General features: G+C 68.8%; 12 protein-coding genes and 1 pseudogene. 8 read left to right on the top strand and 5 right to left on the bottom strand.

Features of this window, described 5'->3' with window-relative positions:
• The first annotated feature begins 195 nt into the window (after positions 1-195).
• The 4 genes and pseudogenes from OCGS_RS08490 (at position 196) to mdoH (ending at position 6,118) form a co-directional block, all read left to right on the top strand.
• Positions 196-1,389, top strand: coding sequence for a CaiB/BaiF CoA transferase family protein (locus tag OCGS_RS08490; RefSeq protein WP_007426828.1), 1,194 nt, complete (start codon positions 196-198; stop codon positions 1,387-1,389).
• 117 nt (positions 1,390-1,506) lie between these two features.
• Positions 1,507-2,718 (top strand): annotated as a pseudogene (locus tag OCGS_RS08485) (OpgC family protein).
• Entirely contained in the window at positions 2,715-4,247 is a 1,533-nt protein-coding gene (locus tag OCGS_RS08480; RefSeq protein ID WP_007426825.1) for an OpgD/OpgG family glucan biosynthesis protein, read from the top strand. Before OCGS_RS08485 ends, OCGS_RS08480 begins: the two are co-directional and overlap by 4 nt.
• Positions 4,235-6,118, top strand: coding sequence for a glucans biosynthesis glucosyltransferase MdoH (gene mdoH, locus OCGS_RS08475; RefSeq protein WP_007426824.1), 1,884 nt, complete (start codon positions 4,235-4,237; stop codon positions 6,116-6,118). The genes OCGS_RS08480 and mdoH overlap by 13 nt, the downstream gene beginning before the upstream one ends.
• A 3-nt stretch (positions 6,119-6,121) precedes the next feature.
• Here the strand turns inward: mdoH and OCGS_RS08470 are convergent, their stop codons facing one another.
• Positions 6,122-7,141 carry a ribose-phosphate pyrophosphokinase gene (locus OCGS_RS08470; RefSeq protein WP_007426823.1) on the bottom strand — a complete coding sequence of 340 codons (1,020 nt, stop codon included), beginning with the start codon at positions 7,139-7,141 and terminating at the stop codon, positions 6,122-6,124.
• Positions 7,142-7,244: 103 nt separating this feature from the next.
• On the opposite strand from OCGS_RS08470, the gene OCGS_RS08465 reads away from it, so the two are divergent.
• Positions 7,245-7,844: a 2-hydroxychromene-2-carboxylate isomerase gene (locus OCGS_RS08465; protein WP_007426822.1), complete on the top strand. Its 600-nt coding sequence runs from the start codon at positions 7,245-7,247 to the stop codon at positions 7,842-7,844.
• The gene (locus OCGS_RS08460) at positions 7,844-8,632 is read left to right on the top strand and encodes an alpha/beta fold hydrolase (RefSeq protein WP_007426821.1); all 789 of its coding nucleotides are present in this window, start codon (positions 7,844-7,846) and stop codon (positions 8,630-8,632) included. The genes OCGS_RS08465 and OCGS_RS08460 overlap by 1 nt, the downstream gene beginning before the upstream one ends.
• Here the strand turns inward: OCGS_RS08460 and OCGS_RS08455 are convergent.
• The 4 genes from OCGS_RS08455 to OCGS_RS08440 all read right to left on the bottom strand — a co-directional run bounded on the left by OCGS_RS08455 (position 8,622) and on the right by OCGS_RS08440 (position 12,022).
• Positions 8,622-9,665: a threonine aldolase family protein gene (locus tag OCGS_RS08455; protein ID WP_007426820.1), complete on the bottom strand. Its 1,044-nt coding sequence runs from the start codon at positions 9,663-9,665 to the stop codon at positions 8,622-8,624. The genes OCGS_RS08460 and OCGS_RS08455 overlap by 11 nt on opposite strands.
• Entirely contained in the window at positions 9,665-10,144 is a 480-nt protein-coding gene (locus OCGS_RS08450; RefSeq protein ID WP_007426819.1) for a YcgN family cysteine cluster protein, read from the bottom strand. Before OCGS_RS08450 ends, OCGS_RS08455 begins: the two co-directional genes overlap by 1 nt.
• Positions 10,141-11,079: a bifunctional riboflavin kinase/FAD synthetase gene (locus tag OCGS_RS08445; RefSeq protein ID WP_007426818.1), complete on the bottom strand. Its 939-nt coding sequence runs from the start codon at positions 11,077-11,079 to the stop codon at positions 10,141-10,143. The genes OCGS_RS08450 and OCGS_RS08445 overlap by 4 nt, the downstream gene beginning before the upstream one ends.
• A gap of 70 nt (positions 11,080-11,149) precedes the next feature.
• The gene (locus tag OCGS_RS08440; RefSeq protein WP_007426817.1) at positions 11,150-12,022 is read right to left on the bottom strand and encodes a TIGR01459 family HAD-type hydrolase; all 873 of its coding nucleotides are present in this window, start codon (positions 12,020-12,022) and stop codon (positions 11,150-11,152) included.
• Between the two features lie 102 nt (positions 12,023-12,124).
• Between OCGS_RS08440 and OCGS_RS08435 the strand changes: the two genes are divergently transcribed.
• Complete coding sequence (locus tag OCGS_RS08435) at positions 12,125-13,390, top strand: DNA polymerase IV (RefSeq protein ID WP_007426816.1); 1,266 nt, start codon at positions 12,125-12,127, stop codon at positions 13,388-13,390.
• Between the two features lie 576 nt (positions 13,391-13,966).
• Entirely contained in the window at positions 13,967-15,871 is a 1,905-nt protein-coding gene (locus OCGS_RS08430) for a propionyl-CoA synthetase (protein ID WP_007426815.1), read from the top strand.
• The last annotated feature ends 18 nt before the right edge of the window (positions 15,872-15,889 follow it).

The following is a 15,889-nucleotide window of genomic DNA, read 5'->3' as shown; positions in this document are numbered from 1 at the left end:
CATGAGCTTTCTGCTGACGCCGCCCGCCGTCCCTAGCAGGAAAGTCCGACAAGGTAACAGGGCGCGTTCCTGTTTTTCGGCAAGTTCGGGTGGCGCTGCAATACCGCCAAGGTTGTGCAGGCCGCAACCCCGCCCGAGTTGACGCATCCGGCCCCGCCTGCCATTGCAAGGGTGCTGCGAAAGAAGGAGGCAGGAATGGCGGGCGCGCTGGACGGAATCAGGGTTCTCGATCTGACGCGGATCCTTGCGGGGCCGACCTGTACGCAGTTGCTGGGCGATCTGGGCGCGGATGTCTGGAAGATCGAGAATCCGGCGACGAACGGCGACGACACGCGCACATGGGGCCCGCCGATGATCGCGGGCCGCGACGGGCCGCTGGACATGTCGGCCTATTTCGTGGCCGCCAACCGCAACAAGTATTCCGTCGCCGTCGATCTGGCCAGCGCAGAGGGGCAGGAGACGATCCGCGCGCTTGCCGCCAAGGCCGATGTGGTGATCGAGAATTTCAAGCCCGGCGGGCTGGCGAAATACGGGCTGGACGCCGAAACGATGCTGCGGCGGCATCCCGGCCTGATCTACTGTTCGATCTCGGGCTATGGACAGACCGGCCCCAACCGCGAAAAGCCGGGCTATGACCTGATGGCGCAGGGCTATGGCGGGATCATGTCGCTGACGGGCGAACCCGACGGCGCGCCGATGAAGGTGGGCGTCGGCGTCGCCGACATCGTCTGCGGCATGTATGCCTGCACCGGCATCCTGGCCGCCTTGCGCCACCGCGACCGCACCGGCGAGGGGCAGCATGTCGATGTGGGGCTGGTCGATACGCAGATGGCGTGGCTGGTGAACGAGGCGACGAATTATCTGGAAAGCGGCGAGCTGCCCGTCAGGCGCGGCAACGGGCATCCCAACATCGTGCCCTACGACGTGTTCGCGACATCGGACGGCCATGTCATCGTCGCGGTCGGCAACGATCTGCAATTCGCGCGGTTCAGCGACTTTCTGGGACTGCCGGACCTGCCCGGCGACGCGCGGTTCGCGACCAACCCCGCGCGGGCGCAGAACCGCGCCGACCTTTACGACCGCATCGTTCCGGCGATCCGCGACCGCACGACGGGCGAGGTCATCGCCGGGCTGGAAAGGCGCAAGGTGCCCGTGGGGCCGGTCAACGATATCGGTCAGGCGCTTGGCAGCGATCAGGCCCGCGCCCGCGAAATGACCGTGCGGATGGACGTGCCCGGCGCGGCGCGCGGCTATGTGACGATGCTGGGTAACCCGCTGAAGCTGTCGGCGACGCCTGTCAGCTATCGCCTGGCGCCGCGTGCCTTCGGGGCCGATACCGACGAGATATTGCAGACCGTGCTGGGCCGCGAGGGCGCCAAGGCCGGCTAGGATCGGTCCGCGAACCAGGGGCGCTGCGTAACCGCTTGCGCATTCGCGGCGGCGTGGTAATGGCGCGCCGACGGCGCGGCTTGGGTGGCCGGGACGCCGGAGGCCTTCTGGATCGCCATGACCGTTATTGCCGATTCGCCCGACATTTCCGGCGGCCGCTGGCCGGTGCCGACTGCGTCGATCGAAGGCGCGGCCGCGAAGGGCCGCGACATCCGGCTGGACTTCTTCCGCGGCGTGGCGATGTTCGTCATCCTTGTGGCGCATGTTCCGCGCAATCCGCTGGCCAAGTGGATGCCGGGGCGGTTCGGGTTTTCCGATTCGACCGAGATATTCGTCTTCTGTTCGGGCATGGCGTCGGCCATCGCCTTCGGCGGCATCTTTGCCAGACGCGGCTGGGTAATGGGGACGGCGCGGACGATCCAGCGGATCTGGCAGATCTACTGGGCGCATATCGGGCTGTTCGTCGCCACCGCCGCGCTGATGGCGATGCTGGACGCGACGGGGGCGTTCGGACGGTCCTATATCGGCAACCTGAACCTGGTGCCGTTCTTCAAGGATCCGGCGACGCAGCTTCCGGCGCTGATGACGCTGCGCTATGTGCCCAACTATTTCGACATCCTGCCGATGTATCTGGGGCTGTTGGCGCTGATGCCGCTGGTGGTGGCGGCGCGCGGACTGGGCGTCTGGGCGCCCGTTGCGCTGGTCTGCGGGATCTAGGGGCTGGCGCAATTCGACCTGATGGGCCTGCCGGCCGAGCCGTGGTCGGAACGGCGCTGGTTCTTTAACCCCTTCGCCTGGCAACTGGTGTTCTTCACCGGCTTTGCGCTGATGCGCGGCTGGATTCCGGCGCCGCCCGTCAGGGGATGGCTGATCGCCGTTTGCCTTGCGGTCGTGCTGGCCAGCCTGCCGCTGGCGCATTGGCAGTTCCTGCGCGCGTTCGAGCCGCTGCGCGATCTGCGCGTGGCGCTGGGCGCGGCCATCGACAAGACCGATTTCGGGTTGCTGCGCTATGCGCATTTCCTGGCGCTGGCCTATCTGGCCTGGGCGGCCGCCGGGCCGGACGGCGCCCGCTTGCGCGCGCGCGGCGGCGGATGGGCGGCGACGGTGTGGTCGGGGCTGCTGGCGGCGACGATCAAGGTGGGACAGCAATCGCTGGCGGTCTTCGTCTTCTCGATGGTGCTGGCGCAGTTGATCGGCGTGGCGCTGGACGTGGCGGGCACCGCAGGCGCCATTCCGCTGGTCCTGAACGCCCTGGGATTGGCGGCGCTGGTCGGGGTGGCCTATGCGGTCGGCTGGTTCAAGTCACAACCCTGGAGACGGACGCCATGATCGACCGACGTTCCTTTCTTGCGCTTGCGGCGGCCTGCATGGCCGCGCGGCCCGCGGGGGCGAAGGAACGGCCCGGCGTGCCGATCCGCTTCGGGCCGCCGCAGCCCTTCGGGCCGGACGGGCTGGAACCCGTCGCCGCCGATCTGGCCAGCCGTCCCTGGAAGGCGCGGCCCGAATTGCCGCGCGAATGGACCGACCTGACCTATGACCAGCACCGCCTTTACTGGTTCCGGGAAAAGGACGCGCTGTGGAACGGCACCGATCTGCCGGTGCGCGTCGATCTGCTGCATCCGGGGCTGTATTTCCGCCGCGCCGTCCGCATCGACGTGGCCGAGGGCAATGAGGCGCGCGAGATCCTGTTCGACCTCGACCTATACGACCGCACCGACAAGGCGCCGTCGCTGCCGGTGGACGACACGGTGGGGTTCTCGGGCTTCCGGTTGCGGTCGGAACTGGACCGGCCGGGGATCTATACCGAATTCGCCGTCTTTCAGGGGGCCAGCTATTTCCGGGCCATCGCGCGGGGGCTGACCTATGGCCTGTCAGCGCGCGGTCTTGCCATCGGCACCGGCACGCCCGAGGGCGAGGAATTTCCCGATTTCACCCGCTTCGTGCTGGAAAGGCCGCAGCCGGGCGCGACGGTTCTGGTCGTGCATGCGCTGCTCGATTCGCCGTCCGTCGCGGGGGCCTACCGGTTCGAGATTTCGCCGGGCGATGTCACCGGCATGAACGTGCGCGCCACCCTGTTCCCCCGCAAGACGCTGAAAACTGTCGGGCTGGCGCCGTTGACTAGCATGTTCCTGTTCGACGAGACGAACCGCAACCGGTTCGACGATTACCGCCCCGCCGTGCATGACAGCGACGGCCTGGCCATCCTGAACGGCAACGGCGAACCTTTGTGGCGGCCCCTGGCCAATCCGCGCGAATTGCAGATCAGCGCGTTCCTGGACAGGGGGGTGGGCGGTTTCGGGCTGATGCAGCGGCCGCGGCGGTTCGGCGATTACGCCGATCTGGAAGCGCATTATCAGGATCGTCCGGGCCTTTGGGTCACGCCCGAGGGGGATTGGGGCAAGGGCGCGGTCAAGCTGGTCGAGATTCCGGCCGACCGCGAATGGTATGATAATATCGTCGCCTTCTGGCAGCCTGCGGATCCGCTGGAGCCGGGCGTGCCCCATCGCCATGCCTATCGGCTGGACTGGGGGGCGGACCCCGCGCCGCAGGGCGACCGGCCGGAACTGATCGTCACGCAGACGCGGATCGGTGCGTCGCCCAATGGCGGCCATGTCGTCACCGTCGATTTTCAGGGGGACGACCTGAGCGATGCCGACATGGCGGGCCTCGTCACCCGCGTCACGTTGAGCGGCGGGACGCTGCTGGCGACGAAGTTGCAGCGCAACCCCGAAACAGGCGGTCCGCGTCTTGCATTCACGTTCGACGCTGCCGACCTGAAGTCGATCGAGATGCGGGCCGAGATCGACAGGGAATCGCGGCGCATTTCCGAGGTATGGCTTTACCGATGGACCATCTGACAGCGATCCCCCCGCTTTGCGTCATGCCCCCCGAGGCACCGCTGGCGCATCGGGGGCAGGATTTCGGCCGCCGCTACCGCGACGAGAACGCGCCGGCCTGGGAAGCGGGGCGGCAGGTCTGGGCGCCGCGCGCGACGGTGCTGACGGTGGCGGCGGCACTGACGGCGGGCATGGTCGCGGCGCTGGTCGTCTGGCTGGACGCGGGCGGGCTGGGCTGGATCGAACGGGCGCTGATCGGCCTGGTCGGCTTCACCTTCTTCTGGATCAGCTTCGGGGTGGCCACGGCAGCGCTGGGGCTGGCGACGCGCGCCCTGGCATCCGCCCCGGCGGCGGCCCCCCCATTGGCGCAACCCCTGCGCGTCGCGCTGCTGATGCCCGTTCATAACGAGCGGCCCGAGGCCGTCATGGGCAACGCCGCGGCCATGCTGGAGGATATCGCCGGTCTGAAGGGCGATCACGCCTTCGAGTTCTTCGTGCTGAGCGACAGCCGCGACCCCGACGTCATCGCCGAGGAGGAACGCGCCTTCGCCCGCCTGCGCCGCGATGCGCCGCTGCCGGTGTGGTATCGCCGCCGGACGTTGAACACCGACCGCAAGATCGGCAATCTGGCCGACTGGATCGGCCGCTGGGGCGGGCGTTACGACGCGTTGATCGTTCTGGACGCCGACAGCCTGATGAGCGCCGAGGCGCTGGAGACGCTGGCCGCTGAGATGGCCGCCGATCCGTCTGCCGGGCTGATCCAGTCGCTGCCGCGCCTGATCCGGGCGCGGACGCTTTTCGCGCGGCTGCAACAGTTTTCCAGCGGCGCCTATGGCTGGCTTCTGGCCGAGGGATTGTCGAGCTGGGCCGGGCAGGAAGGCAATTACTGGGGCCACAACGCCATCATCCGCACCCGCGCCTTCGCGCAATGCGCGGGTCTGCCGCGTCTGCGCGCGCTGCGCGGCGAGGGCAAGCTGATCCTCAGCCACGATTTCGTCGAGGCGGGTCTGCTGCGCCGCGCCGGCTGGGCGGTCAGGTTCCTGCCGCGCATCGCCGGCAGCTATGAGGAAAGCCCGGCGAACCTGGTCGAATACGCGCTGCGGGATCGGCGCTGGTGCCACGGCAACCTGCAGCATCTGCGGCTGCTATGCGCGCGGGGCTTCCATCCGGTTTCGCGGTTCCATCTGTTCGCGGGGGCGATGGCCTATCTGATGGCGCCTGCATGGTTCGCCCTGCTGGTGATCTGGGCGATCCTGGGCAACGGCGAGGACGCCAACGTCATCGCCTATTTCACGCCGGCCAACCCGACGATGCCCGTCTGGCCCGAGATTTCGGGGCAGCAGGGGCTGGGGATGCTGGTCTTCATGTATCTGGCGCTGCTCAGCCCCAAGCTGATGGCGGCCTTCGCGCTGGCGCGCCAGCCTTCGGGTTACGACGCCTGGGGCGGGGCCGGGCGGTTCTGGCAATCCTTCGCGCTGGAGATCGCGATGGCCGTCGCCATCGCGCCGGTGCTGATGATCCAGCAGCTTGTCGCCGTGCTGCGGTCCGTCACCGGGCTGGGCGGCGACTGGACGCCGCTGCGCGGGCAGGGGCCGATCGGCTGGTTGCAGCTTGTGCGCTTTCACGCGCTGGAGACGCTGCTGGGCGCGCTGCTGGTCGCGGGGCTGGGGGCCGGTCTGATCTCGGTCTGGCTGTTGCCCATCGCGGCGTCGCTGCTGCTGGCCGTGCCGCTGTCGTGGCTGGGCGGGCGGGACGTCGCGGCGTCGTCGCGCACGGCGCGGCTGCTGTGCACGCCCGAGATGACGCACGAGCCGCGGATCGTGACGATGGCGACGCATTGGCGGGCTCGGATGCGCGACGCCGCCGCCGATCCCGACCGGATCGCGGCCTGACGCTCAGGCGTCTTCGTAGAGCCCTTCGTAGATCGGCCCCAGCGCCTTGGGGTCGAACAGCGAGCTGACGCTGGTGCCGTTCCAGATGTTCAGGATCGCCTGCGCGAACATCGGCGCGGTCGGAACGATGCGGATGTTGGGGCAGGCGCGCACCGGACCCGCGGGTTCGATGCTGTCGGTGACGACCAGGCTTTTCATCGACGAATTGCCGATCCGTTCGACGGCGGGCCCGCTGAGCACGCCGTGGGTGATATAGGCGTGAACCTCGGTCGCGCCGGCCTGCATCAGCGTGTCGGCCGCCTTGCACAGCGTTCCGGCGGTGTCGCAGATGTCGTCCACGATCAGGCAGGTCTTGCCGGCCACTTCGCCGATGACGGTCATCTCGGCCACCTCGCCGGCCTTTTCGCGGCGCTTGTCCACGATGGACAGCGGCACGCCGATCCGCTGGGCCAGTTCGCGCGCGCGCCCCACGCCGCCGACATCGGGCGACACCACCATCAGGTCGTCCATCCGCCCGCGAAAGGCGTTGCGAATATCCAGCGCGAAGACGGGCGAGGCATAGAGGTTGTCCACCGGAATGTCGAAGAACCCCTGAATCTGCGCGGCATGCAGATCCATCGTCAGCACCCTTTCGATCCCCGATTCGACGATCATGTTGGCGATCAGCTTGGCGGTGATCGGCGTGCGGGCCTTGGTGCGCCTGTCCTGCCGGGCATAGCCGAAATAGGGGATGACGGCGGTGATCCGCGCGGCCGAGGACCGGCGCAGCGCGTCGGCCATGATCAGCAGTTCCATCAGGTTGTCGTTGGCCGGATTGCTGGTCGGCTGGATGACGAACATGTCCTCGCCGCGCACGTTCTCGTAGACCTCGACGAAGATTTCCTGGTCGTTGAACCGTTCCACCCGCGCATCGACCAGCCCGACGCTGACGCCCCGGTGCATCGACATCCGCCTGGCGATGGCGCGGGCCAGCGTCGGGTTGGCGTTGCCGGCAATCAGCTTCGGCTCGGAACTGGTGGGCATGGGATCCTCGGGCGGCTGCGATGGCGGCCTCCGCATCCCGGATTCGCCGCGTTGACACCGCCTAGCACGCGACTAGGCTCTGGCAAACCGCGAGAGGGCGACGATGACACATATCGACTACTACTTTTCGACGCTGTCGCCCTTCACCTATCTGGCCGGCACCCGGTTCGAGGAAATCGCGGCGCGGCACGGCGCGACCGTCACCTACAAGCCGCTGGACATCATGCAGCTTTTCGCGCTGACGGGCGGGCTGCCGCCCAAGGACCGGCATCCGTCGCGGCAGGAATACCGATTGCAGGATCTGGAACGGACCGCCCGCGCGCTGGACAAGCCGCTGAACCTGCGACCGCGTCACTGGCCGACCAACGCCGCGCCGTCGGCCTATGCGCTGATCGCGGCGCAGCAGGCGGGCGGCGGCGATCTGGGCGCGCTGGTGCAGGCGTTCACCCGGTCGGTCTGGGCGGACGACCGCGACATCGCCGACGACGCGGTGATCCGCGATTGCCTGGCCGAAGCGGGGTTCGATCCGGCCCTTGCGGATCGCGGGCTGATGACGGGAGCCGACATCTATGCCCGCAATCTGGACGAGGCGGTGCGCGCGGGCGTTTTCGGCGCGCCCTTCTACATCACCGGCGACGGCCAGCGTTTCTGGGGGCAGGACAGGCTGGACGCGCTGGACCGGCACCTGTCCGACGCCGCCTGATGCCCGAGGGGCGGCGCGCCGGGCTGCGCACGCATTGGGACGTAGCGGGGCAGGGGCCGCGCGCGGCTCTGCTGCTGCATTGTTCGCTGGCGCGCGGACGGGCCTGGGCGCCGGTCGCAGCACGGCTGGACGATCTGTTGCAGATGACCATGCCCGATCTGCCGGGGCATGGCGGCAGCGACTGGGACGGCGCCGATTTCCAGCGCCGCGCAACCGAAGTCGCGGCGACGTTCTGCGACGGCCCCGCCGACCTGATCGGCCATTCCTTCGGCGCGACGGTCGCGCTGCGGCTGGCGGTCGAGCGGCCCGAGACCGTGCGCAGCCTGACTTTGATCGAGCCGGTCTTCTTCGCCGCGGCCCGCGGCACGCCCGAACATGCGGCGCACGAGGCGCGGATGGCCCCGTTCGCGGCGGCCTTGGCTCAAGGCTGCGACAGGGCGGCGGCGCGCGCCTTCATCGGCGTCTGGGGCGGGGCGCCGTGGGACGCGATGTCGGACGCGCAGCGGGACGACATGACCGCGCGCATCGGCATGGTCGCGGCGCAGCGCCCCGGCATCGAGGAGGACAGCGGCGGCGTTCTGACGCCCGGCCGGCTGGAGGCGGTCGGCGCGCCCGTCTTGCTGATCCGCGGATCGCGGACGCAGCCGGTGATGGCGGCGATCCATGCCCGGCTGGCCCACCGCCTGCCCGACACGCGCGAGGTCGTGGTCGACGGGGCGGGGCATATGGTGCCGATTTCCCACCCCGACGCGGTCGCGGGGGCGATCCGGGCGTTCCTCAGCCCCTGAGAAGGGCCACAAAGCGGTCGGTATCCGCGTCGCTGGCCGACCAGTCGCAGACCATCCTTGCCGCCACGGGTTCGTCGTCGGGGCCATCCAGCGACCCCGCAGGGTAATAGGCGGCACCCGCCGCCAGTGCGCGGCGATGCGCGGCGCGGGGCCATTCGGCGAAGACCATGTTCGCCTGACAGGGATGCAGCAGCCGCGCATCCGGCAGATCGGCGATGGCTTGCGCCAGACGCGCCGCCGCGCGGTTCGCGCTGCCTGCCATCGTCAGCCACAGATCGTCGGTCAGATAGGCCGCCATCTGCGCGCCGAGATAGCGGTGCTTGGAAAAAAGATGCCCGCCCCGCTTGCGCCGCAGCTCGAACTGCCAGGCAAGGGCGGGGTCGAAGATAATCGCGGCCTCGGCCCCCATCAGCCCGTTCTTGGTGCCGCCGAAGCTGACGGCATCGACGCCCGCCTTCCACGTCATGTCGGCCGGGCTGCATCCCAGCGCGGCGGCTGCGTTGGCAAGGCGCGCGCCGTCCAGATGCACCGCGCAACCATGCGCCTGCGCCACGCCGGTCAGGTCGCGCAGGGCATCCGGCGAATAGACCGTGCCGCATTCGGTGACGCTGGTGATCGTGACCGGGCCGCGCTGCACGCTGTGCACGACGCCTTGCGCCGCGGCGGCGATGCGCGTTTCCAGCGCATCGGGGGTCATCAGGCCATGCTCGGTCGGGACCAGCGACAGCTTGGCGCCGCCGGTGAAGAATTCGGGCGCGCCGCATTCGTCCATCGCCACATGCGCGATGTCGGCGCAGAAGATCGTCTGCCACGGCGCGCACATCGTGGCCAGCAGCAGCGCGTTCGCGGCCGTGCCCGTGGCGACCAGATGAACGGCCGCCTCGGGCGCCTCGAACAGGTCGCGGATGCGGGCGACGGCATCGGCCGTTGCGGCGTCGGCGCCATAGGGCATGGCGTGGCCTTCGTTGACGCGGACCAGCGCCTCGACGATGGCGGGGTGGACGGGGCCGGAATTGTCGGACGCGAAGTGCATCAGGTCGGCTCGTCTATGATATGATCTTCCCAGTCCTCTTCGGGGATTTCGAATTCGGGGATGGTGCGGTCGCGCAGCGAGATGCCGGCGCGATGCACGCTCTCGGGATCGCCGGTCAGCAGCGGATGCCAGTCGAACAGCGGCTTGCCTTCGTGCAGCAGCCGGTAGGCGCAGGTTCGCGGCATCCAGTAGGCCGATCTCGGCAGCGTCCTGGGGGTCAGCACGACGCATTCGGGGACGAATTGCTTGCGGATCGGGTAGTGCGCGCAACGGCAGGTGGAATCGTCCAGCAGGCGGCAGGCGATGCGGGTCAGCGCGACCTCTCCCGTCTCCTCGTCCTCCAGCTTGTTGAGGCAGCATTTGCCGCAACCGTCGCAAAGTGCCTCCCATTCCGCGGGGGTCATGCGGTCCAGCGGCACGGTTTCCCAGAAACGGGGACGGCCCACGTCGCGGCGTATCGGGTCCGCCTTCGGTTTCATGCGGCGGCCAGGATGCGGCGGGCGCGGGCGCTGTCGTCGTGCATCTGCGCGATCAGCGCGTCGAGCGAGCCGAACTTTTCCTCGCCGCGCAGCCAGGCGACCAGCCCGACCGACAGGTGGCGGCCGTAAAGATCGCCGATGAAGTCGAAGATGTGGGTTTCGATGTTGGCTTCGTTGACGCCGAACATCGGCCGCACGCCCAGCGACGCCACGCCGCCGTAATGCCCCGCCTGCGGTCCGTCGAGGATTTCCACCGTGACGGCATAGACGCCGTGCGCCGGCGGATGCAGCCCGGCAATGGACATGTTGGCGGTCGGATAGCCCAATTCGCGGCCGCGCTTGGCCCCGTGCAGGACCGGCCCCTCGATCCGGTGCAGATGGCCCAGCATGGCGGCGGCATCGGCGGGGCGCCCGTCGCTCAGCGCCTCGCGGATGCGGGTCGAGGAGACGTCCGTGCCGTTCGTTTCGACCATTCGGGCGATGGTGACGGCGAAGCCCATGTCGTCGCCGAAGCGCTGCATGGCGGCGGCGTCGCCCGCGCGACCCTTGCCGAAGCGGAAATCGGCGCCGATGACGACGTGTCGCGCCCCGATCCCGCGATGCAGCACGTCATGCGCGAACGCTTCGGCCGATAGGCCCGCCAGCGCATCGTCGAAGGGCAACTCGTAAAGTCGCTGCACCCCCAGGCGGGCCAGCCGGTTCGCGCGCGCTTCGGCGTTCATCAGCCGGAAAGGCGGCGTGTCGGGGGCGAAATACTGGCGCGGATGCGGCTCGAACGTCAGAACGCCCGAAGGCACGCCGAGGCGCGCCGCCTTGTCGGTGGCCAGCGCGATGACGGTCCGGTGGCCGGTATGCACACCGTCGAAATTGCCGATGGCGACGCTGGCGCCCCGGTCGTCGCCGTCCAGTCCGGTATAGTCGCGCAAGATCCGCATGATCGGGCGATAGACGCCGCGGCGGAGGCGCGCAAGCCGTGAGGCCGCCGCGTTCCCGCCTGCAATGGCGTCAGCGCAGCTTGCCGATGGCGAAGGTGGGCGAAACGGGGTTGGCGGACAAAAAGCGGCGCAGGTCTTCCTCGCCGGGATGAACGTCGGTCGCGGTTTCCAGCGCCGCCAGACCGCCCGTCACGAACAGCGAATCGAGTCCCTCGCCCTGCGCGCCCTGGATGTCGGTGGCGATGCCGTCGCCCACGGCCAGGATGCGGTCGTCGGACACGTCGCGGCCCAATTCCGCCAGCCGCCGGCGCGCCAGGTCATAGACGGGCGGATGCGGCTTGCCGAAGGACATCGTCTTGCCGCCCATCCTTTCGTAAAGCGCGGCGACGGCCCCGCCGCACCATTCGCGCACGTCGCCCCTGTCCACCACGATGTCGGGATTGGCGTTGAGCATCGTCAGCCCCTTGGTCTTGGCATACAGAAGCTGCGGGCGCAGCACCTCGGGGTCGGCCAGCGCGTCGAAGGGGCCGGTGCAGACGATCCCCTCGGCCTGTTCCAGCGGCACGCGGCGGATGGGGACGGGATCGGGAACGATCGCCATCGGTTCGAAAAAGCCGGTATCGCGATCCTCGCCGATGAAGAAGATGTCGCTGCCGACGGCCCCCATGAACATCGCCGCGCGCGCGCTGTCGCCCGATGTGGCGATGGTGTCCCAGCAATCCTCGGGCACGCCCATGCCGGCGATCTGTTCGGCCACCGAGGCGCGGGGCCGTGGCGCGTTGGTCAGCAGCACGACGACGCCGCCGGATTGCCGGAAGTCGCGCAAGGCGGCCACCGCCTCGGGAAAGGCGGTGACGCCGTTATGCAAGCATCCCCACAGATCGCAGAACAACGCGTCGTAGGACGACGCGATTTCGGACAGGTGATGGATGATCTGGGTCATGGCAGGTTCCTTCGGGCAACCGGGCTGCTTTGCCACGGATCGCGGCGCGGGCAAAGGCCGATCGCGGGATGGCGCCGGGCGCGCGGCACGCTAGAATGGGACATGCCGAGCCTTTGCCGCGATTGCCTGACGCCGTTCGACGACCTGCCCGAGGCCGCGCGCCGCTGCCCGGCCTGCGGCGGCAGGCGGCTGCTGCGCCATCCCGAACTGTTCGATCTGGGCATCGCGCACATGGATTGCGACGCGTTCTATGCCAGCGTGGAAAAGCGCGACGATCCGTCCCTGCGCGACAAGCCGGTGATCGTGGGCGGCGGGCGGCGCGGCGTGGTGACGACGGCCTGCTATATCGCACGCATCAAGGGCGTGCGCAGCGCCATGCCGATGTTCCAGGCGCTGAAGCTGTGCCCCGAAGCGGTGATCGTCCGGCCGCGCTTCGACGCCTATGCCGAGGCCAGTCGCGCCGTCCGCGCCCTGATGGACGAACTGACGCCGTCGGTCGAGCCGCTGAGTCTGGACGAAGCGTTCATGGACCTGACCGGCACCGCCCGGCTGCACGGCGCGCCGCCCGCAATCATGCTGGCGCGGCTGGTGCGGCGGATGCAGGCCGAAATCGGCATCACCGGGTCAATCGGGCTGTCGCACAACAAGTTTCTGGCCAAGATCGCGTCCGATCTGGACAAGCCGCGCGGCTTTGCCGTCATCGGCCGGGCCGAGACGGCGGCGTTCCTGCGCGACAAGCCCGTGCGCCTGATCTGGGGGGTGGGGCAGGTCACGCAGCGGTCGCTGGACGCCGCCGGCATCCGCACCTTCGCCGACCTGCTGCGCTGGGACCGCCGCGACCTGATCCAGCGGTTCGGCGGCACCGGCGACCGCCTGTGGCATCTGGCGCGCGGCGAGGATCGTCGCCGCGTGTCGGCGCACACCCCCGTCAAGGGCATCAGCAACGAGACGACGTTCAACGAGAATACCGGCGATCCCGATGTGCTGGACGGTCATATCTGGCGGCTGTCGGAAAAGGTTTCGGGCCGCGCCAAGGCCAAGGGGCTGGTCGGCGGCGTCGTGCTGCTGAAGCTCAAGCGCGCCGATCACAGCCTGCTGTCGCGCCGCCTGACGCTGCGCGCGCCCACGCAGATCGCCGACACGATCTATCGCACCGCGCGCGGGCTGTTCGACCCGGTGGCGGCGCGCGGGCCGTTCCGGCTGCTGGGGGTGGGGCTGTCCGACCTCAAGCCCGCCGATTCGGCAGTTGCGTCCGGCGATCTGCTGGATCCGCACGCGGCCGCGCGTGCCCGTGCCGAACGCGCGGCGGATGCGATCCGCGCACGCTGGGGGAACGCGGCCATCGTCAAGGGCCGCGCGCTGCGCTGACGGTCCCGCCCGTTGCGGGACAGGACCGCCGGGTTATTTCGCGCCCTTCTTCGGCGCGGTCTTGGCCTTGTCCGCCGCGGGGGCGGCCGCAGCGGGTTTGGCTGCGGGCTTCGCGGCCTTCATCTTTTTCTTGGGATTCTTGTCGCCCATGGCGTGATGACCTTGTTGAAGCGGGGATCGCGGCATGACGGCCCCGCACGATGGAGGATGGGCAAGGCGACGCAAGCCGTCGCGCCCGAAACCGGCAGGGATGTCGCAAACCGACTGCCTGCCGGTCCGCCCGTCACTTGCCCCGCCGTGGCGGTCTGCGGGCACCCTGCGCGGCGGCCTTGGTGGGGGTTCCGCTGTCGGTCCAGCTGGACTTGGCGGCATTGGCGGTCGGTTTGTTACGTTTCGGCATGTCCGGTTTCCTTGTCGCGGCACCCCTTCCAGGTCCGCGCCCGCAGCTTTCCAGCCCCGTCGCCGCCGCGCTAGCCGGTTCGCGACGCAAATGTCCGATTCCGACATTCGGCATGCGATCTTGCGGCCTGTCGGCGGCGCGGCGTAACACTGGCGAAAGACCGGGTGGAGGATCCGATGACGTTCGCAGAAACCTATGCGGCCTGGCAGGCCGATCCCGAAGGCTGGTGGATGGAGCGCGCGCGCGCCATCGACTGGGACCGGTTCCCGACCCGCGCCCTGGACGACAGCCGCGCACCTTTCTACGAATGGTTCCCCGACGGGATGGTCAATACCTGCCACAACGCGGTGGACCGCCATGTCGCCAACGGTCACGGCGACCGTACCGCGATCATCTGGGACAGCCCCGTCACCGGCAACAAGGCCCGCATCAGCTATGCCGAGCTGCAAACGCGCTGCGCGGCGCTGGCGGGCGCCCTGGCCGAACGGGGCGTGACCAAGGGCGACCGGGTGGTCATCTACATGCCGATGGTGCCCGAGGCGTTGATCGGGATGCTGGCCTGCACCCGCATCGGCGCAATCCATTCCGTCGTCTTCGGCGGCTTCGCGGCGCACGAACTGGCCACGCGCATCGACGATTGCAGGCCCAAGGCGGTGCTGGCCGGCAGTTGCGGGATCGAGCCGGGACGCACCGTGCCCTACAAGCCGCTGCTGGACCGCGCCATCGAGGAAGCCACGCACAAGCCCGACTTTTGTATCGTGCTGCAACGCGATGCCTGCCGCGCCGATCTGATCGAGGGGCGCGATCACGACTGGGCCGAGGCCGTCGCCGCCGCGACCCCCGCCGGCTGCGTTCCGGTCGAGGCGAATCATCCGGCCTATATCCTTTATACCTCCGGCACGACGGGGCAGCCCAAGGGCGTGGTGCGCGCGACGGGCGGGCATCTGGTGGCGCTGAACTGGACGATGAAGGCCGTCTACAATGTCGATCCGGGCGAGGTGTTCTGGGCCGCGTCCGATGTGGGCTGGGTCGTCGGCCACAGCTATATCTGCTATGCCCCGCTGATCCACGGCAACACGACGGTGGTGTTCGAGGGCAAGCCGGTGGGCACGCCCGATGCCGGCACCTACTGGCGGGTGATCTCGGAACATAACGTGCGCAGCTTTTTCACCGCGCCCACCGCCATGCGCGCCATCCGCCGCGAAGACCTGGATGCCGAGGCGCTGAAGGATTACGACATATCCTGCCTGCGTGCGCTGTATCTGGCGGGCGAACGCGCCGATCCCGACACGATCGAATGGGCAGGCCGGGTGATGGGGGTGCCGGTCTATGACCACTGGTGGCAGACCGAGACGGGATTCGCCATCGCCGCCAACCCCACGGGGATCGAACCGCTGCCCGTCAAGATCGGATCGCCCACCGTCGCCATGCCGGGCTATGACGTGCGCATCCTGGCCGAGGACGGGACCGAGAAACAGCCGGGCGAGCTGGGCGCCATCGCCATCAAGCTGCCGCTGCCGCCCGGCACGCTGCCGACGCTGTGGAACGCCGACGAGCGTTTCCGCAAAAGCTATCTGTCCACGTTTCCCGGCTATTACGAGACGGGCGATGCCGGGATGAAGGACGATGACGGCTATCTGTGGATCATGGCGCGCACCGACGATGTCATCAACGTCGCCGGGCACCGCCTCTCGACCGGCCTGATGGAGGAGGTCATCGCCACCCATCCCGACGTGGCGGAATGTGCCGTGATCGGGGTGCGGGACGACCTGAAGGGCCAGTTGCCGATGGGGTTCCTGACGCTGGTTCGGGGCCGGAACCGCGACCACGACGAGATTGCGCGCGAATGCGTGCAGCTTGTCCGCGATCAGATCGGGCCTGTGGCGGCGTTCAAGCTGGCCGTTGTGGTCGAACGGCTGCCCAAGACGCGGTCGGGCAAGACGCTGCGCGCGACGATGGCGCGGGTGGCGGACGGCGACACGTTCACCGCCCCCGCGACCATCGACGATCCGAGGATCCTGGACGAAATCCGCGACGCGATGCGCCCCCTGGGCTATCCGCGGCAAGGCGCGGCGGATTAACCGCGGAAATGCCGGCCC

This window comes from Oceaniovalibus guishaninsula JLT2003, from assembly GCF_000299575.1.
In the GTDB taxonomy this organism is placed as follows: domain Bacteria; phylum Pseudomonadota; class Alphaproteobacteria; order Rhodobacterales; family Rhodobacteraceae; genus Palleronia; species Palleronia guishaninsula.
The sequence above is the reverse complement of the archived record's forward strand: the minus strand, read 5'-3'. Positions and strand labels throughout refer to the sequence as shown.